Source organism: Anaerostipes sp. 494a, assembly GCF_001940315.1.
GTDB lineage: Bacteria > Bacillota > Clostridia > Lachnospirales > Lachnospiraceae > Anaerostipes > Anaerostipes faecalis.
Genome location: NZ_MJIF01000001.1, coordinates 1957630 through 1980135, shown reverse-complemented (window position 1 = coordinate 1980135; position 22506 = coordinate 1957630). Strand labels below are relative to the sequence as shown.

Genomic DNA, 22506 nt, shown 5'->3' with positions numbered 1-22506 from the left:
AAAATCAAATTTTCTATAAGATTTTTAAATGTTATTGACTTTTAGTCATTTTTGTTATATACCATTATTTAGAAAAAATGACTAAAGGTCAGTATTAAATTATGGAGGTTATTATGATCAAGTTTGGAAAATGGATTGCAAAACATAAAAAACTAATCGTGGCACTTTCCCTGATTTTGTTAATCCCTTCTGTCATTGGGATTTCCAAAACCAGAATTAATTATGATATTCTTAGCTATCTTCCAAATTCTCTGGAAACCGTAAAAGGTCAGGATATTATGGTAGACCAGTTTGGTGCCGGTGCATATTCCATGATTATCGTAGAGGATATGAAATTACAAGACGTACAGAAACTAAAACAAAAGCTGGAGAAAACAGAACATGTAGATAAAATTATCTGGTATGACGATATTGCGGATTTAAGTGTTCCAAAAGAAATGCTTCCTCAAAAAATCCGGAATGTATTTTTTCATAAAAATGCCACTTTGATGATTGCAATGTTCGACAAAACCACCTCCTCTGATGAAACGATGGATGCTGTTACCCACATGCGTCATATCGTAGGAAAACAATGTTTTCTAAGTGGTATGTCTGGCGTTGTAACTGATATTAAAAATCTGGTTATCCAGGAAATACCTATTTATGTAACAATTGCTGCCATACTTTCCTTTTTGGTACTTTGCCTTAGTATGGATTCCTTCATGGTTGCCATATTGTTTCTTTTAAGTATAGGCATGGCAATTCTTTATAATCTGGGAACGAATATTTTCCTGAATGATGTATCTTACCTTACAATGGCTCTAACCGCCATTTTGCAGCTGGGAGTTACCATGGATTATTCCATTTTTCTTCTTCATAGCTACGAAGATAATTTAGTACGATTTGAAAATGATAAAAATCGTGCCATGGCACATGCCATTTCAAATACATTTAAATCTGTTGCCGGAAGCTCTGTTACCACCATTGCAGGTTTCATTGCTTTGTGTTTCATGACTTTTGCTTTAGGTGCCAACCTTGGAATTGTTATGGCCAAGGGTGTTGTTATTGGAGTTGTCTGCTGTATAACAATACTTCCAGCCTTGATTCTTGTATTTGACTCATTGATTGAAAGAACAAAGCATCGCTGTCTGATGCCTGATTTTACCAGTGCTTCTCATTTTATAACAAAACACTATAAAGCATTTATTGTAATTTTCCTTGTTATGTTATTCCCTGCTGTCTATGGAAATAATCATACCGGAATTTATTACAATATAGATAAATCTCTTCCGCAGGATCTTCCCAGCAATGTGGCAAACAAGAAATTAAGCGACGAATTTCATATGAGTAACATTCATATGATTTTATTAAAAAACGGACTATCTTCCAAAGAAAAAACTAACATGCAAAAAGAGATTGACAAAGTGGATGGAGTAGAATGGTGTTTGGGAATGAATTCTATTATCGGTTCAAGCATTCCTTCTGACATGATTCCTGATTCCATGAAAGAAACGTTACAAAGTGACGATTATGAAATGCAGTTTATCTGTTCTAAATATAAATCTGCCACTAAAGAAGTAAATCAGCAGATTAAACAGATTAACAGCATTGTGAAAAAATACAGCAGCCAGTCCATGGTCATTGGTGAAGCACCTTTAATGAATGATTTGGAAACGGTAACTGATGTGGATTTAAGAAACGTAAATATGGCTTCCATTGCTGCAATTTTTGTTATTATCCTCATTGTATTTCGTTCCATTTCCCTTCCATTTCTTCTGGTTGCAGTTATTGAGTTCGCTATCAATGTTAATATGGCAATACCTTACTATACCGGACTGACACTACCTTTTGTGGCAAGTATTGTTATTGGAACAATTCAGCTGGGAGCAACTGTTGATTATGCTATTTTAATGACCAGTCGCTATCAGAAAGAACGATTACGGGGAGCTGGAAAGAAAGATTCCATCCGTATTGCCCATGAAACTTCCATGCAATCTATCATTACCAGCGGATCAAGTTTCTTCGCGGCAACTGTTGGAATCGCTTTTTATTCCAATATTGATATGATCAGCTCAATCTGCACGTTGCTGGCAAGAGGAGCTATCATCAGTACTATCGCTGTCATTTGTATCTTGCCGGCAATGTTTATGGTATTCGATAAAGTAATCTGTAAAACAACCCTTCATATGGGACATTTAGAATAGGAGCAATATGTTATGAGAAAAAGAATAATAAGTAAAAGTTTTGCAATTCTGCTAACAGCAGTTCTGACAGCATCATCTGTAACACCTGTTTTTGCTTCCGATGATGTTGAAAAGGAAGAAACTGTTTATGTAAAAACTGACTCAAACGGAAATGAAAAATCTATAATTGTAAGTGACTGGCTGAAAAACTTTACCAGTGAGAAGGAAATCAAAGATGCCACAGATTTAACAGATATTGAAAATGTAAAAGGTAACGAAACATTTTCTCGTGGAAAAAATCACAAAATTACATGGTCTGCCAACGGAAATGATATTTACTATCAGGGTAATTCCAATAAAAGTCTTCCAGTGACCATGAAAGTTACCTATTATTTAGACGGCAAAAAAATCAGTCCTGCTAAACTGGTTGGAAAATCCGGTAAAATAAAAATTCATTATTCTTACACTAACCACTCTAAGATACAAAAGACCATTCAGGGAAAAAGCACTACTGTCTATACACCATTTACCATGGTCACTGCTGCCATTTTGAATACTGATCATTTTTCCAATGTAAAAGTATCCAATGGTAAAGTGATTTCTGACGGTAATAAGCACATTGTCATCGGTGTAGCAATGCCAGGTCTTTCAAAAAGCCTGAATCTGGACCAAACAAGTCTTGGAGATGCTTTTGATCTTCCAGAAGACTTTGAAATCACTGCTGATGCGAAAGATTTTCAGATGTCTGTAACAGCCACTGTTGCAACAGCAAACACCTTGTCTGAACTTGGTCTTGATCATATAGATTCCTTTGATGAGCTTACATCCTCACTTCATCGGCTTGAAGATGCATCCAATCAGCTGGTCGATGGTTCCGGGGAATTGGTGGAAGGCGTTGAAAAACTGTCTTCAGCATCCAAAGAATTGAAAGCCGGAACTTCAAAATTAAGTAAAAGTTCCAAGGATTTATCCAGTGGCCTCAATCAACTGGCAAACGGATCTGCGGATTTAAAAAATGGTACTTCACAGCTGGCTTCTAAAACAAGGAAACTTCCTTCTTCTGTACAGGAACTGGACTCTGGGATCAAACAAATCATAAACCAATTAAAAAATTCTGTACCAGATGAAAACAGCCAGGAAAAACTTCAGCAAAATCTGCAAAATGCACAGAAAGAAGTTACCGCTGAACTTACAAATATCAAAACACAAACGGAACAGATCGGCTCATCCACTCAAAATATTGGTGTTTGTGCCCAGTCCATAGGAACATCAGCCGTTCATATCGGTTCCCAGGCAAAAAAAATCGGATCTTTGGCACAGGATGAAAATATTCCTGCAGAACAACGCCAGCAATTAGCTTCCATTGCCGGAGCTTTGGCACAGGATGCAGATTCTCTTGGAAATCATGCTAAAACCATTGGAAACAATGTTTCTTCTATCGGAAGTTCTGCCACTTCCATCGGAAACAGCTTAAAGCAAACACAAACAGATCTGCAGGTTATTGCGGCATCCCTTGGAAATATCCAGAAATTACTGACGGCTACAAAAAATTCTACTGCTAAACTTCAATCTGCATTACAACAGATTTCTGCAGGAACCAGCCGGTTACTGGCCTCTTCCAGAACCTTAACCTCTTCCATCGGTCAGTTAAATGCCGGTGCTTCCACTTTAAACAATGGCTTAACATCTGCATCCAAAGGAGGAAAGCAACTAAGTGCCGGTGCCAGTACATTAGACAACGGAACCGGAAAACTAGTTATTGGTATTTCTCAATTACAATCCGGTGCCAGTACATTAAATCAAGGTATGATTACTTTTCACAATGATGGTATTAAAAAACTGACAGATACCATTAATGGAGATCTTCAGGAAACTTTAGACCGTGCAAATGCAGTTGTAGATGCGGGAAATGATTATCAGACCTTTACCCAAAAGGCAGGCAATGCAAAAGGCAGCGTCAAATTTATGATTGAAACTGAAGAAATTGAAAAATAGACTTAAAGAAAGAGCATTGGTCCTAACCATTTTATCAGTCAACTCCAATGCTCTCTTTTTTATTATTTTATTCTACAGCAGGCTCTGTGTTGAAATGTAATACTTTTCGATCTGTCCACAGCAAAAATGCTGCTAATATAATAGATAACCCCTCACTTAATGGCATGGCAATCCAGATGGTAAATCCACCAATTGCCATTGGAAGAAATGACAAAATCAAAATTGGGAATATGATGGTTCTAAACGTCGCCAGAACGGTTCCTCTTATTCCATCATTTAATGCAACAAAGATAGCTGTTACCATGGTTCCAACACCATATAGCAGATAATTCAGCGAGAAAATCCAGAACACTTTTATGGTCATATTATATACTTCACTGCCTTCCGGACAATACATTAAAATTACTGGTTTTGCCAGTATACATGCTACTCCAAATATCAAAACAGATGCCAATACTATGGTTATACTTCCATTCTTAATATACTGTTTAATTTTATCAAATTTTTTCTCTCCAAGATTATAACTGATAATTGGGCTGATTCCTTTTCCATATCCATATAGACTGGAAGCAAATAACCACTGAGAATACAGTAAAATGGTAATAGCTGCACATCCTGTTTCTCCATAATACTTAATGGAGACAATATTATAAAGAGCTGTAATCAATCCAAGAGCTGCACTCTGAATCAGATCTGCTACACCAAGCCAGCATGTTTTTCCTAAATCTTTTCCTGAGAAATCAGGAATCACAAAATGTAATTCCTGTTTTTTATTACATAACACAAGAATAGAACCAATGGCTGAAACAAGCATTCCACATCCTGCTCCCAATGCAGATCCCATGATTCCCAGATGAAATACTCCGATAAATAAATATACTGTTGCAATTTCAACAACTCCGGCAATAACAGTTAATGCACACCCTACTCCAGGTCTTCCTGCTACGACTAAAACCAGCTGAAACATGGTCTGAATCATATAAAAAACGCCAAATATTACATGAACTTTTACATATTCATCACAATAAGGCATTAATCTTTGAGTTGCACCAAGAGTTTCCAGAAGAGATGTTCTAAAAACAAATACCAATGCCAGGTAAACTGCTGTTATGATTGCTCCAAATAGAGTGACCATCGTCAGATTGGAACAGGCTTCTTTTATTTTTCCTTCACCTAGTTTTTTCCCGATTACCGCACATGCACCTGCACCGAGCATCGCTGCCAGTCCTTCTTCCACTGACAAGATCGGATAACAGATGTCAATCGCTGCCAGAGCATCTGTATTAATCATACTGGAACTGATTGCTGAGTTGATCAGCTGATACACTCCAAGCCACAAATTTAATGCGATTGTAGGTACTGCAAACAGCAGTAATGTTTTCCAGTTGAAATCTCTTTTTAACTTGTTTTCATCCATCATCATTTCATCCATAGTTTTGTCCTCCTTTTCGTTTGTCCTTTTATAATAATTCACTATGTTCAAGACTCCCTCGGGAGTCATTTCCCATCTGATATACACACTGACCATGAATATAAGTTTCCAATACATGAACTTCACTGTATTGATGATCAGGCACCGTTCGTAAATCCCGGTCTGTTATGATAAAGTCTGCTTCTTTTCCCGGTTCCAATGAACCAAATGTACTTTCAACTCCCATCTGATAGGCTCCATTTATGGTAAATGCATATAGCATCTGCTCTAAAGTGACTTTTTCTTCCAAATTCAGGAGAGTCTCTTCCGCTGTCACGGGAAATTTACGATTTACCGCAATCTCCATACCTGCTAAAGGAACTACCGGAAGGGTTACCGGATAATCTGAAGCTCCCGTCACATTTAATCCGCCATCAAAGAACATCTTCATCGGATATTCTTTCTTCGCTCTTTCTCCCAAAACCTTCTCTTCAACTTCTTCATAGTAACCTGCTTCTTTAAAAAACCAATAAGGATTGGCAGCTGCCGTAACTCCCAGTTTTTTCATTCGCTTTACATCTTCAGGACGAACCAGCTGTAAATGTGTAATGGCCGGGCGGAATTCTTCAAATTCTCCAAGCCATCCATGTTCAGGTCGAGTATTTTCTGCATTTTCCAAGGCGGTCAATGCCATATCCAGTGCAGCATCGCCAATAGCATGCATATGAATCTGAAATCCCATTTTTTTTGCAATCTGACAGATATCATTTAGTTCTTCCTGTGTCCAGTTTGCAAGTCCATAATATCCCGGTTTATTACTGTACTCATCAAATAAATATGCGGTTTGTCCTTCTACAACACCATCCACCATGATTTTTACAAAGTCGTTTCGATATTTTGTTCCATTATAGGATGTGCTCTGGTCATAGAACTTTTCCAACTGCTTTTTATAAGATTTTCTCTGATTGCAAAAATATCCGGTCTGAAATCTGATTTTTAATCTTCCTTCAGCATCTAGTTCTTCATATGCCTTTCTCACCGTATCGGGACGTTCCATAACCGGCTCAAAAACAGATGTAATTCCATTGGACAAAAATTCTTTTTGCTCTTCTTCCATGCTCTCTTTCATACCTTCCACAGAATAAGCCTCCGGAACCGCTTTATCCAATAAAAATCCGATCCATTCCTTAAAATAACCTGTCGGTTCACCATCTTTATCCAGCACAATTTCTCCCTGCAATTCTGATTCTGTATCTGCTGTAATACCAGCTAGTTCCAAAGCTTTTGTGTTTCCCCATCTTCCATGTCCATCCTCAGACATTAATACGATAGGTTTATGATCACAAATCTGATCCAACATCTGTCGAGTCGGTCCATTTTCAAATGCTGTAACTGTCCATCCATTTCCTATGTAATAATCGTCTTCTGGATTTTCATCTACAAAGTCTTTAATCGCTTTTAAGGTATCTTCTTTTGTATCACAATCAAACAATTCTATACTTTTTTGTTTAATGGCACCACAATAGGAATAGTGTCCATGACCATCAGTAAACCCAGGCATTATCATCCCTTTTAATTCTTCAATTATTTTTATTTCTTCTGATGTGACACTCTTTACTTCATTCCATGAACCAATAGCTGCAACTTTTCCATCCTTGATATACATTGCTTCTGCCCATGGTTTTTCTCGATTTCCTGTGAAAATCTTACCTTTTACAATCAATTCATTTCTCACAATAATTTCTCCAATCTAATCTATCATTTGTAAAATAAATACATTTCAAGTTAAACAAAAACAAAGCAGACAAAGATACCTTTTCTCAGGCATCCTTGTCTGCTTACAAGAGAATCATAAACCCATGTGTAACACATGAGTCAATGGTTAATTTGATTTTTATTTTTATTCTTGCTATATTACAAGAAAACAGGAAAGATTTTGACTCAAAACAGGAGACATTATATTATGAAAAAACCAAAATATCATTTTAAAAGTAAAGAACTGGCAGATTTATTTAATACAACCATTGATACTTTAAGATATTACGAGAAAATTGGCTTACTCCATCCAATTCGTAATCCCGAAAATAACTACCGCTATTTTACATCAAGTGACATAGAGACTCTTGGAATTGTTATGGAACTTTTGCGTCTTCGATTTCCACTTTCAGAAATCAAAGAACTGGTAACTACCCGTTCTGTTGATCAAACACTTTCCATACTTCACAAAGAAGAAATTGCATTAAAACAACAGATTTCCCAACTGGAAACAACCTTATCATCCATTCAGTCCCGCATTGGTTTTATGAATCATATTTTATATGAAACACCTTTGGAAACTATTCAACTTCAACATTTTCCAGAGCGGAACAGCATTAAGATCAGCGATGAGGATATTGAAGAAGATATTTTTGAAATATCCATCATCAAATACATGAAAGAAAATTCTATTACAGTGCCACTCGTAGGAGCCTGTGATTTTTATGCATTAGATCTGGAACATTTTCTAAAGACCCAAGAACTTATTGTCCGCGGTGTTTTTTATTATACTAACGACGATCATTACAACCATAATTATACACTTCCTGCCGGTTCTTATCTTACATTGGCATTTTTATCTAAAAAAGAATCTGATCTTTCTTATAAATTCCTTAATGAATTAATTGATTATATGAATGATCACAATTTAACACCTAAATCTGATATATACTCCTTTTATATGATTGATGAAACTGAATCTTCCAACAAAGAAGAACATATCATTGAATTGCAGGTTCTTGTATCTGTGTAATGATTTTTACACTTTTTGTCTTCATCTGATCAATTTTTTGTTTTGAAATTATTTTCATAATAAAAACCGCCACAACAAATGCTACTCCCTCTGCAATCGGAAATGCCGCCCATATGATCTTCTCCGGATCAGAAAATTTTGTAAAAACCCATGCCAGTGGCAAAGTAACTACTAAAAGTCGGATAAGGGACACGATCAAGGAGCTAACACCATATCCCAGTGCCTGAAATATACCCTGATATGCAATATTGGCTCCCACAAATAAAAATCCCAGGGTGATGATACGAATGGCACGAATGCAAAGAATCTGAGTATGTGCAGAAATCGAAAAAAATCCTGAAATCTGAACGGCAAATAGCTGTAATCCCACAGCTCCAATCAGCATAATAATAAGGGTATATAACATTCCATATTTTATTCCATCTTTCACACGTTTCCTATCCTGCATGCCGTAATTGAATCCGATAATCGGAATCATTGCATTATTCATTCCAAAAGCTGCAAAAAATACAAACTGCTGAATTTTATAATAAACACCATAGGCAGTTACTGCAGCCAAAGACACTGCTCCAAAAATAATATTCACCCCATAGGTCATAAAAGACATAAGTGCCTGCATAAAAATTGCAGGAACCCCCACCTGGAATATTTCTTTTAAAACTTTTCCTTCCGGTCGCAGATAAGACAGTTTATGATCAAAATCTTTTTTGTTAAATTTGTAGTGAAATATCATATCCATAAGAAAAGAGACAATCTGTCCAATGACTGTTGCATAGGCAGCTCCCTGAATCCCAAGCCTCGGACATCCGAAATATCCAAAAATCATAACAGGATCCAGCACCATATTAGTGACTGCTCCGGTAATCTGGGCAATGGTAGCACATCCTGTCCTTCCTGTTGCCTGCAGTAATTTCTCATATATCATATACATGGCAATTCCAAAAGATGCAAAGGTACAGATCTGCAGATATTCTTTCCCCAGTTCCAAAACAACAGGATTGCTGGTCTGCGATTTCAAATAAATATCTATTCCAAAGAACCCAAAAATTAAAAACAGAATATACATGCAAATTCCAATAAAAACAGCATTTCCAGAAATTTTTCCAGCCTTTTCACGATTTCCTTCCCCAAGGCTCTTGGACAAAATTGCATTGATACCAACACCTAGACCTACTCCTATAGCAACCATCAGCATCTGTATAGGAAAACTTAAGGTCAATGCATTGACTGCATAGTCTCCCATATTCTGAATTTTATCTGTGTCAGGCATACAACTTACAAAATAGCTATCCACAATATTGTAAAGCGCCTGTACCGCCATAGAAAGCATCATTGGCACTCCCATTGTCAGTAATAATCTCTTTACAGGTTCTGTCCCCATTTTATTCACTGTCTGTTTCTGTTCCATTTTCAAAACCTCCTTTTTCCGACACCATATGGAACACTGTTGCCGGCAATGTTAATATGGAGTCTTTTAAAGGAAAGCTGCCATAACCTGATATAATTAAAAAAGAAAAAGCGCAAATCCAAATCTGGATTTACGCTTTCGCCACTCGACAATCTTTATTTTATCAATAGCTTTTTTCATCGTCAATGATGTATTTTTTTTAGTACATTTCTATATCAGTCAGCTGTTATAATTTTTTGCTTTCTTCCGCTACTGCTTTTGCCACTGCAGCACAAACTCTTTCATCAAATGCTCCCGGAATAATATATTCGCCATTCAATTCCTCTTCTGTGATAATTCCGGCAATGGCTCTTGCTGCAGCCATCTTCATAGATTCTGTGATCTGACTGGCTCTTGCATCCAGGGCTCCACGAAAGATTCCAGGGAATACCAGCACATTGTTAATCTGATTTGGAAAGTCAGAACGTCCGGTAGCAATGACTTTTGCCCCACCTTTTTTAGCCTCATCCGGCATAATTTCCGGTGTTGGATTTGCCATGGCAAAGATGATCGCATCATCCGCCATAGTAGACACCATCTCGGCTGTAACGATATTTGGTGCAGATACTCCAATAAAGACATCTTTCCCTTTGATAATCTCTGCCAGCGGACCGGTCTGCTTATCTTTATTTGTCTTTTCTGCCATTTCCGCCTGTGCAGGATTCATCCAGTCTTCTCCCGGACATAATGCACCCTTCTGATCTACCAGAACAATATTTCCCACACCAAACTGAAGTAATAATCTGCAAATAGAAATACCAGCAGAACCAGCGCCATTGATTACTATATTCACTTCTTCTAAAGATTTCCCCACATATCTTAGTGCATTTAGCAGTCCCGCTGCAACAACAATAGCAGTTCCATGCTGATCATCATGGAATACCGGAATATCCAGTTCTTCTTTTAATCTGCGTTCAATTTCAAAACATCTTGGTGCAGAGATATCTTCCAGATTAATTCCTCCAAAAGTCGGAGCAATATTCTTGACAGTCTGAATAATCTCCTCCGTATCTTTTGTATCAAGACAGATTGGGAATGCATCGATATCAGCAAATTCTTTAAAGAGAATTGCCTTTCCTTCCATAACAGGCATGGCAGCTTCCGGTCCAATATCACCCAATCCCAGTACTGCAGTTCCATCAGAAACAACAGCTACCAGATTACCTTTTGCTGTATAACGATATACCTCATCCTTATTATCACGAATCTTTCTACAAGGTTCTGCAACTCCCGGAGTATATGCAGTACTCAAATCATCTCTTGTCTTTACTGCTACCTTTGAACGTACTGCTACTTTTCCTTTGTTCTGTTCATGCATATCCAGTGCCAGTTTGTTGTAATCCATGTCTTATTTCTCCTTTACTCATTTCTTTTTTGGTGCATAATCTTTCAACCCTTCTATAGCACCTCCGGCGACTGCCCATAAATAAAAACCTGCAACTGTTCCATATGGGGAATAACGTCTTTGATACTTATGAAAAAGTTCTCTGGTTATTTTTCGGTGATGATAAATCATTCGAAGTCCTTTTTGAATGGCCAGATCTCCATAACTTAAAACATCCGGACGCTCCATGGAAAATATCATCAGCATCTGTGCCGTCCACACTCCTACACCATCCAGTTTCACCAGGCAGTCGCAAATCTGCTGATCATCCATTTCCCTCAAAGCTCCTACCTTTAATTCACCTGAAAGTATTTTTTGAGCCGCTGATTTAATGTAACGGACTTTTCGATAAGAAATTCCAAAGCCCTGAAGTTCTTCCTCCTCCATAGATACTATTTTATTCGGTGTTATATCTCCCAGAACCTCTTTCATACGTCTCCAGATTGTCTGCTGGGCTTTTGTTGTAATCTGCTGCCCAACAATTGAATTTACCAAAGCCTCGAAAAAATCTGGAAGAACCTCCCTTCGAATCATTCCTATCTGATCAATAACCTCTCCCAAAACTTTATCTTTGGATTTCAAATAATTTAGTTCCTTCTCACCATAATCAAAATATTTCATACTGTTTTCATTATAAAACAAAAAAAGAAGAATGTCGAAACATTCTTCTTAAAAAAGCGGGTGATGGGAATCGAACCCACGTGATCAGCTTGGAAGGCTGGAGTTCTACCATTGAACTACACCCGCATATAAAATTCATATGCCTCTCGGCAATGCCCAGAGCCGGAATCGAACCAGCGACACGAGGATTTTCAGTCCTCTGCTCTACCGACTGAGCTATCTGGGCTCTCATAATGAGTGTCCTCATTTCTGCGACTTCTATACTTTACCACATTGTGCTCTAGATATCAAGCTATTTTTTCAAAAATTTTTTCAATCAGAAATATCCCCGTTGCTGTACGGAAAATTTTCTCTTTTACAGTGTCTATTGTTTCTCTGGAACTGCCCTCTTCAGCCAGGTTAACCAGAAAATCTGCTTCCACTAAAATCTGATAATCTATGGCATCTATTCTGTCGTATGTATGGTGATGTCCTATAAGAAAGCATACTCTATCAATGATTTCCTTTTCAAACTCCATGTCTTCAAGCATTATCCGGGCAACAGCCGGACCTTCCATCTCCTGATATTTTCCTACACTGCTTTGATACTTCTCTTCACTGATCTTGATTCCTATATCATGAGTTACTGCTGCTGTCTCCAAAATCTTCTGTGTTTTCTCATCCAGCCCCTCTTGCTCTCCGATTGTTTTTGCATAAGCATATACCTTAAGAAAATGCTGGATACGTTTTGGATCTCCTTGATAATACTCAATCATCTTTGTAATCAATCTGGCTGTCATCTTATGCCTCCTTATTTCTGTCTTTTCCAGAACTTCCAAAATGGTTTCTTATTTAAAATATTAATTGCCTCTTTTACATGCGCTTCCCTTAATCCACCAGTACAGAAATCAGTTTTAACCAGGTGCTTATCATATCCATGCCGATACCAGTCATATTCTCCATCATCTAAAATAACAAAACTCTCTACTCTTTCATCACAATGTACCAGCCAATCCCTGATTTCATCTTCTCTACGGCCTGAACTTAAATATGCTGTCTTATCAATAATCTTCAGACCATATTTAGCCAAATAATCTACCAGGAGCTGACACCAGTCCTGTATATCATCACTATGCTCTGCCCATCCATATCTCCAGGATGAAGACAATACGATTTTAGCTCCGGTGGCATCTACGATTTCTTTTAGAAATCTGATATTCTCTTCATCTATCGGAACCAGTTCCTCACCACATCTTTCAAACAGGTCCTGAGAATTCAGAACACCATCCACATCCAGAAAAATAACTTTCATTTAAGATTCCTCCTTCATGGAACAACTGACTTTTTTAATATTATACTCTTTTTCATTTGAATCCGCAATGAATCCCTGGAAATGACATTTACCGACCCTAAAATATATGCTACAATTATGGAATATTTGAAAGGAGTTAATAAGATGAATACTGACTGTATTATTTTTGATTTTAATGGAACTTTATTTTTAGATGATGATAAACATATTGCAGCCTGGAATGAAATTTCCAAAGAAATCCGCGGAACCGGGATTACCATGGAAGAGCTGCAGACAAAAATTAACGGAAGTCCTAATCAAAAAAACATTGAAATGCTATCCAACGGTACCTTTTCACAGGAACAGATTGATTATTATTCAAAGAAAAAAGAAAGTCTGTATCGTCAAAACTGCCTCAAAGATAAAGAAAATTTTCATCTGGTAGACGGTGTAACTGAATATTTTGACTATTTAACAGCAAAAAAAATTCCTTTTACTATTGCATCTGCTTCAATCAAAGAAAATATTGATTTTTTTATCGAACATTTTCATCTTGATCATTGGATTCCAAGAGAAAATATCGTGTATGATGATGGAACTTACGAAAACAAAGTTGCAATGTTTCAGGATGCCTGCCATATTCTTGGATCTTCTCCTGAAAAAAGTCTTATTTTTGAAGATTCCGGTTCTGGTATTCGAAATGCTTATCAGGCAGGATGTTCCAATATTATTGTCATGGCATCTGATAAAGATTTTACCCCATTTAAAGAAAAGCCAGGTGTCATCAAAGTGATTCGTTCTTTCCGTGAAATTCTTTCTGAATAAATTTTATGCATTTTAGCCATACTGTATCCATAGAATTTTTGATACATGAAAAGGAGGCTTCTATGGGAAACAAATTTCTAGACTGCACCGCTTTGACTATTGTGATAATTGGTGCAATCAACTGGGGACTGATAGGATTTTTCCGCTTTGATCTGGTTGCTTTTCTATTTGGCAATATGACTGCTCTTACCAGAATTATTTATGACCTGGTTGGTTTGTGTGGACTATATTTACTGACCTTTTACAGACACTGTGGCAAAGATGTGTAATAAAGGCGGATTCTGCCAGAATCCGCCTTTTAACATTTTATTCAAGACTCGCTCGCGAGTCTTGGCGCGGAATTCGGGTCTGCATAGCAGACATACTTCCAATCCGAATTCCTGCGCATCCTCGCGGAGCGTATATCAGATGGGGGGATTGAAACCCGCCACTGATACATAATTGTTGCTCACCGCCTACAGAGGCGGGAGTCATCCCTCATCTGATATACAAAAGAATGATGCCCAGGTAAATTATTCTATATAGTAAACATAAGAATCTTTTCTTGGAGAAGCTTCTGTTTTCGGAGTATCTGCATATCCTAAAACACAATGTCCGATTCCTTCATATTCTCCCTCAATTCCAAGTTCCTTTAAAATTTTCTTACCTTCTTCAGATTCAAATTCTTCTTTTGCACGATGAATCCAGCAGCTGCCGATTCCCAGATCTTGTGCTGCCACCATGAGATTTCCCATAACAAGACTTCCATCATAAATATATGTTGGCATTGCTTTATTTGCAAGAACGATTAAAACCACAGGTGCACCATAAAAAGGATCAAAGCTTTCATCTTTTCCCATAAATACTGCATTCATTTTTGACAGTTTATCTCTAAGTTCCTTATTAGTTACTGCAATAATAATTGGCGACTGTCTGTCCATTCCTGTCGCTGCATATGTACCTGCTTCTATAATCTGGTTTATAATCTCTTTTGGAATCATATCAGATTTGAATTTACGCACACTTCTTCTATCTTTAATTGCTGTTAATGTTTCTCCCATCTAGTTCCCTGCCTTTCTATTATTTTATTATTTATTGTAACATGTTATTCATTATATACAAGAATATCTTACAATCAGTCTTTTTGAGGAAAATCAAAATTCTTTCTGAAATCTTCCCTTACATCTGCTGCAATAATATTTTTTATAATTTTTTGTAAACTTACTTTCTTTCTGCCTTTCAATCACCAGTCCACATCCTGTGCACACAAAACGATGCTTTACTTTTCTGACAACTGGAGACATTCCCAATTCTTCCGCATCCGAGTATGTTTTTATATTATATCCATAAGTATCATTAACTAATGCAGCCATCCGTTTCCACTCTCTCTGATGATTGAAGCACCCGGGACAGGTATGAATCATTTCATGAAGTATTGTCTGCTTCAAAGCTTCCATTGGCACATGATCCTGTAAAAGTTTTTCAGATATTTGTATCAAAAACCCGCCAGATGTCTTCTGACAACGTCCCCATGTTCTTGAAAAACGCTGATTAGAAACAAACTTCTCCACATTTCCATAGGGAATATTTATCTGATCCAGTTCATTGATACACTCCTGCGCAATTCGTTGTAAATCTCTCATGTATTTCCCTTTCTATCAAATATTGCATGCTGTAATTTCATAATCCGCAAGCTATATAATCGTTGGATTTTCTCCACAAACTTTACAGGTTTTAACCATTTTAGGGAGACTAATTTTTCGGATATTCATAGTCATCTAAAAAGTGATGTTTTATGCCATTTTCTTTATAGGCCACAATAGTACTGAGATTAACATTTTCTACACTTTTAAAAATATTACTTTCTACAAAAGGATTTGTTTTTTTCATATCTGCAATCATCCTCTTAATCTCCATTCGTTTGGAGACACTGCTTCCATCAGACCGGCACGTGGTACATGTATCAGTAAACCGGCAGGCACATTGAATAAAATGCAGATTATTATAGTCTCTCCAGTGTTTAATATCTTCCTCACGAATCAGATATAACGGACGAATCAGCTCCATTCCTTCAAAATTAGTACTGTGCAGTTTAGGCATCATCGTCTGTACCTGTCCTCCATAAAGCATTCCCATTAAAATTGTTTCGATTACATCATCATAATGATGTCCTAAGGCAATCTTATTACATCCAAGCTCTTTTGCCTTGCTGTATAAATAACCTCTTCGCATTCTGGCACATAAATAGCAAGGTGATTTTTCAATTTCATAGACAGCATCAAAGATTTCAGATTTAAAAATCGTAATCGGAATATTCATCAAATCTGCATTATTCTCAATCACCTTTCGATTTGCCTCACTATATCCCGGATCCATTACAAGAAAAACCACTTCAAAAGGAAATTTATTATGACGCTTTAACTCCTGAAATAATTTTGCCATCAACATAGAATCTTTACCGCCAGAAATGCAGACTGCAATTTTATCACCTTCCTGTATCAATTCATAGCGATTGATTGCCTTTGCGAATTTCGAAAACAACTTCTTTTTGAATTTTTTCTGAATACTCTTTTCAACTTCTTCTGCTTTGGAAATGAATTTATCATCCTTCTTTTTTTCAATCTTATTTTTTTCCTGTTCTGCTTTCATATTTTCCAGAAGCCATCCGGTATACCCTCCTTCCAGACTATATACCTGAATTTCTTTTTCCTGAAGTCTGGCAGCTGCTTCTTTACTGAAAATCCCTTTCATGCAATACAGTATGATTTTCTTATTTTTCGGTAATTCCTCGATCCTATCCAGAAGTTCTTCTTCCGGAATATGAACTGCCCCAGGGATTTTTCCATAAGCCGCTGAGGACTCATCACGAATATCAACCAACTGATATTCCTCCGACGTCATTTGTTCTAATTCCTGATATGATATATTCCACAACTTTTCCATTGTAAAACTTTAGATTCCTTTCATTTTTATTCCTAGTATTTTCATAGGTTTTTGTCTATTATACGAAGAAACAAGAAGAAACTCAAGGAAAAATAATAAATTTACGCAATGAAAAAACCGCCATATTCGGCGGTTTCTTCAAAAGCGATAGACGGGGTTCGAACCCGCGGTCTCAACCTTGGCAAGGTTGCGCGTTACCAGCTACGCCACTATCGCATATCTGTTTTTCAGACAATGAATATTCTATCGTATTTCATCATTTCTGTCAACAGATTTTTTCGTTTATCTAAAATTTTTTATTTTAAGGTTATTTCCATTCCCTGTTCGATTTCATCCAACTCTGCCAAAATCTTCCCTTGTTGCTCATCAAACAATAGTCCCTTATTGTATTGATAATATTTATCACATCCATTTTCTTTGATAAACTGAACACTATAGTAGTTAACATTCAATTCTGTAACGAAAACAACCATTTCCTGACTCTCTCCAAATGCCTGTTCCATAAATTCAAAAGCATATTCCAATGTGGAAGATGTTTTATCAATTTCTTGTTCTCTGTAGACTGTCTCCTGATTGAAATCTTCTCTTACTTTTTCAAATGCATCTTCTGCATTTAAATGTTCTTCCAAAATCATTTTCTGATAAGATTCCAGCTTATGAATGACGTCTTTTCGAATGTATTCCTCCTGTTTTCCAAGTTGTTCTGTTTTCTTTTTCTGCTCTAAAACTGCTTTTGCACTCTCAAGTACCTGTTCCATAGAATTATTCGCTTTAAACTGTTTTAAACATCCAAATAATTCCGTAACATAAGCATCTGTTTTCCAACAATTTCGGAACATTTCCCCTAATTTCCCATTCAAAAGTCCTACAACACTTAATTTTTCATCAAAAGAAGCAAATTTTAAACGTTCGATTGTTTCCGGCTGGAACTGTCCACAAAGAATCCTTTCAATTCCATAATCTTCTTTATACTTTTTATAAAGTTCATAGTAGTTTGCAAAATCTTTTGCAATCTTTAAATGTTGTAAATATTGATAGACAACTTCCCTGTCAACAGTTTTTCCCAGACTTTCATAAACTTGGATCAGTCTGGATAAATCCTCCCATCCTCTGGCTGTAACAAAAGCTTTTCCATCTACTGTCGTTTCCATACGATAAAAATAATCTTTTTTGATCTCTAAATAAGCCAGAATTACCGGATGAATTCCTGTTTTGTATGCATATTCTTTCCATACTTCATAATCAGCTTCCACATCAATTTTTTTGATACGATCTAATGTTACTACGTCAAATTCACGCACAGATTTATTATATTCCGGCGGATTACCTGCTGCTACAATCATCCAGCCTTCTGGTACTTTCTGATTTCCAAAGGTTTTACACTGTAAAAACTGAAGCATTGTCGGCGCCAATGTTTCTGATACACAGTTAATCTCATCAATGAATAAAATGCCTTCTTTCATTCCTGTCTGCTCAATTTTATCATATACAGCCGCAATAATTTCACTCATCGTATATTCTGTGACTGAATAAGTTTTTCCACCATATTCTTTTTCTTTAATAAACGGAAGTCCTATCGCACTTTGCCGTGTATGATGGGTGATCGTATATGCAACAAGTCCAATGTTACATTCCTTGGCAATTTGTTCCATAATCTGTGTTTTCCCGATCCCCGGAGGTCCCATCAATAACACTGGTCTTTGCCGGATCGATGGTATCATATATTCTCCATATTTATCTTTTTGAAGATATGCTTCAATGGAATTTTTAATTTCTTCTTTTGCTCTTTTAATGTTCATGCTGTTCTCCTTCTTCCAAATCTTCCTCATCAATAATCAGTTTCATGGCCCATGGCGGTACTTGTGTATCCTCATATTCTTCCTGCATAAAGACAAATGCAGTTTCATAAGAAGGCATTTTTGGGGGATAAATTCCTTTTCCGTCTGTAAAATAGATCAGACCCTTTAAATGATAAAATTCACCATTTTCAATTAACTGATCTACATATTCAAACGCCGGACGGAAATCTGTTCCGCCTTCTCCACGAAGCTCTAAATGCTCCATATATTCTTTCAATTCTTTTTCATCTGTAATTTTCCGGTCATTTTGTACCATTTCATCACACTGGATCATATGAATGTTGACTTTATGAAAAAAGCTTTGCTGTTCGCTTAAAACACTGTATGTTTCCTCTAAAAACTTCTTGACCAAATCTCCGGAACAAGACATGGATGTGTCGATCACAACTGCAAATTCTTCTACTTTTTTTACTTCCTTCCATTCTTGAGGCTCAATAAGCGGCATATTTCCATACATACTGAGTCCGTATGTGTAAAATGTATAATCAAATGAATCTGGATCAATGGTTACTTCTTCCCGTAAAACTGCAAATTTTTGTAAAAACTCCCGATAATTATACCGTTCTCTATTTTCGACCTGTACTTGTTCCAGCAAATTGCCAGATTCTTGAGATGCTTCACTGGAAAATGTCTGCATATCTGTTTCCGTTTTTTCGCTGATATTCTTCCATCTATTTTCTACCTCATTGTGCATCTTTTGCTTCGGATCTTCCGGCCAATATTGATGATCATCCACATAAAATTCCCGATGAAGCTCCTGTTGTTCTTTTTCGGATAAATTCCATAAGATCAGCTGCCGATATATTCTTTCTGCCGTCAAAACTTTCATAGATCCTTCTAATTTTCGATAAGTATCCTTTTTAAGCCTTGTCTGAGGCTGACGGATGCATTTGATATACCAGCGGTCAATAATAGATTCTACTGCAATATCACAGGCCAAATTCCAAAATTCTTTCTCCCTTTGATGCCGTCTGGTAATATGATGCAGTATACAATGAAGTACCATATGAAGGTATCCCCGATTCATAAAAATCCTATTCTGACGATAAATTCCGCCTAATCTTGCCGGATGAAAAAATATATTCATTCCATCTGTCCCAAACCCGTTGACTGCCGGATCCATGACATAAAAAAAGCTGCTTAATGCCACATCCAAAAACCGCATATGAAGATACAGTTCATTTCTTGTGACCGCAAGAATCTGCTGTCCTATTTGATTTAATTGGTCATTTAACTTCTCTTCCACCTTTGCTACCTCTATAGTTCAAATGTCTTTTTCTTTTTTGGAAATATCTGATTCTTCTCATTCATTAAAAAACTAAGGATTTCTGTTTTCTGTTTCTTGGCAGCAACATCAATTGCTTCATCCAGACAATCTTTCGTCCAAAGTTTTTCGTTCCCCATAAATTGCAATGCTTTCATATTTTCTTCTTGTATGAAATATTTTACAATATCATTTTGCTGTTCCTTAACATATTTTAAATACCGCTCTCTTGCAGAATCTGAAAGCTCCAACGGATACAGAAGTCTCCCGAATACAATTTGATAAACGGTTTCTTTTGTTTCAATGGCCATTGCATCCATAAATAACGCATCATATTTCTGATAGTCTACTTCACCGCGGAAAAAGCACTGCCGGTACTTATATCCTGTTCCATTAAAATAATTCTCAATAATTCTCGCCGGTGTATTTTCTACTGCTTCTTCATAATATTCTGGAAAGAATAAGTGTGCTTCCTTCACTTCGTCTGCTTCATGATATTTTAATTGTATCTTTACCGGAAATCTCGTATCCGAAACAATATCTTTTAATGCAGATTTTTTCCCATGATAAAAGTCTAATTCAATTTCCTGCAGTTTACATCCGGTAAAAATCCCTGTTCCGGTGCGCAGCAAAGAATCTGTAAATCGTATTTTTTTTAAATTTGCACATCCATAAAATACATAGCGTCCAATTTCCTCTACTTCTTTTGGCAAAAAGACGTTTTCTACTTGATTGCCACATAACATCTTTGCTGGATCCTCATTCAAAAAAGAATCTCCGATTCTCACCATCGATACATTTTGATCCTCTTTTCTTTTGTGCGCAGAAAACATATAATCTCCGATCTTTGTTACTGTTTTTCCATGAATCATATCTGGAAGATCTATCATAGAATCCTGACCATAACAACGCAGAATCTCCAACCCATTATTTTTTGTATTTCTATATTCTATTTCCAGCATAATACAACTTCCTATCTGTTCTGAATTATTTCTTAGTATACCCCATCCAACAAAACCCGTCCACCCGGAAATCTATAACCAAAAAAGGAAAATGATAAATTTTATACATTTATCATTTTCCTTTTTTTATTTTATTTTTGGAAATAAGTCTTTGATTGCAGGATATATTTCAGTAAATTTTTTATATTTTTTATCATATTTTTTCACAAGACCAGGATCTGGTTTTATCGTATCTGATACTTTCACATAAGTATTTACTGCATCCTCTATATTGTCATATTCACCACATCCTACAGATGCCAATATCGCTGCACCATATCCCGGACCTTCTTCACTCTCAACACTATCAACTCTCATATTTAAAACATTTGCAATAATTTTCTTCCATAGCGTACTCTTGGCACCTCCGCCACATATTTTGGTTTGTTCTATCTGAATTCCCAAAGTTTTTGCTACTTCAAAACAATCTCTGATCGCAAAAGCTACACCCTCTAATATTGCCTGAGTCATATCTTCTTTTGTTGTATCCATCGTCAATCCAATAAAAATTCCCCTGGCATCAGGATCATTATGAGGTGAACGTTCACCCATCAAATACGGTAGAAAATACACATGATTTTCTCCTAATTTTTCAATTTTTTTCTGTTCTTCCACATAATCATTCGTTCCAATGATTTTATCCATCCACCACATATTGCAAGATGCAGCACTTAGCACACATCCCATTAAATGAAATTTCCCATTTGCATGAACAAATGAATGCAAGGCATTATGGCAGTCAACACTAAACTTATCACTGGAGATAAAAATTGTTCCTGAGGTTCCAAGAGAAATATTGCATTTTCCATCCCCTATAGTTCCCGTTCCGACGGCTGCTGCTGCATTATCTCCCGCTCCAGCAATGATTTTTATTTTTTCGGGCAGTCCTATAGATTTTGCAGTCTCAGGATGAATATTACCAACTACTTCATAACTTTCATACAGCTTTGGAAGCTGATTTTCTTGAATTCCACAGATTTTCAGCATTTCCTTTGACCAGCATTTATTTTTTACATCTAGCAAAAGTGTTCCTGATGCATCAGAATAATCCGTGCAAAAAATTCCAGACAATTTATATGCTAGATAATCTTTCGGAAGCATGATCTTACAGATTTTTTCAAAGTTCTTTGGTTCATGTTTTTTCAACCATAAAATTTTGGGAGCTGTAAAACCAGCAAATGCAATATTGGCTGTATACTCCGATAACTTATCTTTTCCAATAATTTGATTCAAATCATTGGTTTCTTTCTCCGTTCTTCCATCGTTCCATAGAATTGCCGGCCGAATCACTTCATCATTATCATCCAAGATTACTAATCCGTGCATTTGTCCACCAAAGCTGATTCCACTAATCTTATTTTTATCAAATCCATCGATGAGTTCTCCAATCCCTTCTACCGTTTTCTCATACCAATCTTCTGGATTTTGCTCTGACCATCCAGTTCGCGGGAAAAAAATTGGATATTCTTTGGATACAATATTTTTTATATCCCCCTTTTCATCCATAAGGAGCAGTTTTACCGCAGATGTTCCCAAATCAATTCCTATATACAGCAT

Annotated in this window: 19 protein-coding genes and 3 tRNA genes; 5 read left to right on the top strand and 17 right to left on the bottom strand. The window is 36.6% G+C overall.

The window, feature by feature from the left end; genetic code table 11:
• The first annotated feature begins 113 nt into the window (after positions 1 to 113).
• Together BHF70_RS09915 and BHF70_RS09910 are read left to right on the top strand one after the other, a co-directional pair.
• Positions 114 to 2183, top strand: a complete 2070-nt coding sequence (locus BHF70_RS09915; RefSeq protein WP_075760070.1) for an efflux RND transporter permease subunit — start codon at positions 114 to 116, stop codon at positions 2181 to 2183.
• A gap of 12 nt (positions 2184 to 2195) precedes the next feature.
• Positions 2196 to 4157, top strand: a complete 1962-nt coding sequence (locus tag BHF70_RS09910; RefSeq protein ID WP_075760069.1) for a hypothetical protein — start codon at positions 2196 to 2198, stop codon at positions 4155 to 4157.
• A gap of 67 nt (positions 4158 to 4224) precedes the next feature.
• Here BHF70_RS09910 and BHF70_RS09905 read toward each other — a convergent pair whose 3' ends face one another.
• The gene (locus BHF70_RS09905) at positions 4225 to 5589 is read right to left on the bottom strand and encodes an MATE family efflux transporter (protein ID WP_075760068.1); all 1365 of its coding nucleotides are present in this window, start codon (positions 5587 to 5589) and stop codon (positions 4225 to 4227) included.
• Between the two features lie 28 nt (positions 5590 to 5617).
• Entirely contained in the window at positions 5618 to 7303 is a 1686-nt protein-coding gene (locus BHF70_RS09900) for an amidohydrolase (RefSeq protein WP_083638418.1), read from the bottom strand.
• A gap of 228 nt (positions 7304 to 7531) precedes the next feature.
• On the opposite strand from BHF70_RS09900, the gene BHF70_RS09895 reads away from it, so the two are divergent.
• Positions 7532 to 8356 (top strand): helix-turn-helix domain-containing protein, encoded by an 825-nt coding sequence (locus BHF70_RS09895; protein WP_075760067.1) that lies wholly within the window; start codon positions 7532 to 7534, stop codon positions 8354 to 8356.
• Here the strand turns inward: BHF70_RS09895 and BHF70_RS09890 are convergent.
• The 7 genes from BHF70_RS09890 to BHF70_RS09860 all read right to left on the bottom strand — a co-directional run bounded on the left by BHF70_RS09890 (position 8325) and on the right by BHF70_RS09860 (position 13099).
• Complete coding sequence (locus BHF70_RS09890) at positions 8325 to 9764, bottom strand: MATE family efflux transporter (protein ID WP_075760066.1); 1440 nt, start codon at positions 9762 to 9764, stop codon at positions 8325 to 8327. The two genes, BHF70_RS09895 and BHF70_RS09890, sit on opposite strands and share 32 nt — an antisense overlap.
• Before the next feature lie 226 nt (positions 9765 to 9990).
• Positions 9991 to 11148: an NAD(P)-dependent malic enzyme gene (locus BHF70_RS09885; protein WP_075760065.1), complete on the bottom strand. Its 1158-nt coding sequence runs from the start codon at positions 11146 to 11148 to the stop codon at positions 9991 to 9993.
• An 18-nt stretch (positions 11149 to 11166) separates the two neighbouring features.
• Positions 11167 to 11808 (bottom strand): DNA-3-methyladenine glycosylase family protein, encoded by a 642-nt coding sequence (locus BHF70_RS09880; protein WP_075760064.1) that lies wholly within the window; start codon positions 11806 to 11808, stop codon positions 11167 to 11169.
• A 55-nt stretch (positions 11809 to 11863) separates the two neighbouring features.
• A tRNA-Gly gene (locus BHF70_RS09875) sits at positions 11864 to 11934 on the bottom strand.
• A gap of 27 nt (positions 11935 to 11961) precedes the next feature.
• Positions 11962 to 12034, bottom strand: a tRNA-Phe gene (locus BHF70_RS09870).
• 61 nt (positions 12035 to 12095) lie between these two features.
• Complete coding sequence (locus tag BHF70_RS09865; RefSeq protein ID WP_075760063.1) at positions 12096 to 12587, bottom strand: HD domain-containing protein; 492 nt, start codon at positions 12585 to 12587, stop codon at positions 12096 to 12098.
• Positions 12588 to 12598: 11 nt separating this feature from the next.
• The gene (locus BHF70_RS09860; RefSeq protein WP_075760062.1) at positions 12599 to 13099 is read right to left on the bottom strand and encodes an HAD domain-containing protein; all 501 of its coding nucleotides are present in this window, start codon (positions 13097 to 13099) and stop codon (positions 12599 to 12601) included.
• Between the two features lie 144 nt (positions 13100 to 13243).
• Here BHF70_RS09860 and BHF70_RS09855 point away from each other — a divergent pair, with 144 nt between their 5' ends.
• Together BHF70_RS09855 and BHF70_RS09850 are read left to right on the top strand one after the other, a co-directional pair.
• Positions 13244 to 13903, top strand: a complete 660-nt coding sequence (locus BHF70_RS09855) for an HAD family hydrolase (protein ID WP_075760061.1) — start codon at positions 13244 to 13246, stop codon at positions 13901 to 13903.
• A gap of 62 nt (positions 13904 to 13965) precedes the next feature.
• A complete protein-coding gene (locus BHF70_RS09850) occupies positions 13966 to 14172 on the top strand; it encodes a DUF378 domain-containing protein (RefSeq protein WP_075760060.1) in 207 nt (68 codons plus the stop codon).
• A 243-nt stretch (positions 14173 to 14415) separates the two neighbouring features.
• Here BHF70_RS09850 and BHF70_RS09845 read toward each other — a convergent pair whose 3' ends face one another.
• The 8 genes from BHF70_RS09845 to xylB form a co-directional block, all read right to left on the bottom strand.
• Positions 14416 to 14943, bottom strand: coding sequence for a nitroreductase (locus BHF70_RS09845; RefSeq protein WP_075760059.1), 528 nt, complete (start codon positions 14941 to 14943; stop codon positions 14416 to 14418).
• Between the two features lie 93 nt (positions 14944 to 15036).
• A complete protein-coding gene (locus BHF70_RS09840; RefSeq protein ID WP_075760058.1) occupies positions 15037 to 15525 on the bottom strand; it encodes a SprT-like domain-containing protein in 489 nt (162 codons plus the stop codon).
• A gap of 109 nt (positions 15526 to 15634) precedes the next feature.
• Complete coding sequence (locus BHF70_RS09835; RefSeq protein WP_075760057.1) at positions 15635 to 16825, bottom strand: rhodanese-like domain-containing protein; 1191 nt, start codon at positions 16823 to 16825, stop codon at positions 15635 to 15637.
• 143 nt (positions 16826 to 16968) lie between these two features.
• Positions 16969 to 17041, bottom strand: a tRNA-Gly gene (locus BHF70_RS09830).
• 80 nt (positions 17042 to 17121) lie between these two features.
• Positions 17122 to 18624, bottom strand: a complete 1503-nt coding sequence (locus BHF70_RS09825) for an AAA family ATPase (protein ID WP_075760056.1) — start codon at positions 18622 to 18624, stop codon at positions 17122 to 17124.
• A complete protein-coding gene (locus BHF70_RS09820) occupies positions 18614 to 19930 on the bottom strand; it encodes a vWA domain-containing protein (protein ID WP_075760055.1) in 1317 nt (438 codons plus the stop codon). The genes BHF70_RS09825 and BHF70_RS09820 overlap by 11 nt, the downstream gene beginning before the upstream one ends.
• 11 nt (positions 19931 to 19941) lie before the next feature.
• Positions 19942 to 20910, bottom strand: a complete 969-nt coding sequence (locus BHF70_RS09815) for a leucine-rich repeat protein (RefSeq protein WP_075760054.1) — start codon at positions 20908 to 20910, stop codon at positions 19942 to 19944.
• Between the two features lie 126 nt (positions 20911 to 21036).
• On the bottom strand, positions 21037 to 22506 hold the full coding sequence (gene xylB / locus BHF70_RS09810) for a xylulokinase (RefSeq protein ID WP_075760053.1): 1470 nt from the start codon (positions 22504 to 22506) through the stop codon (positions 21037 to 21039).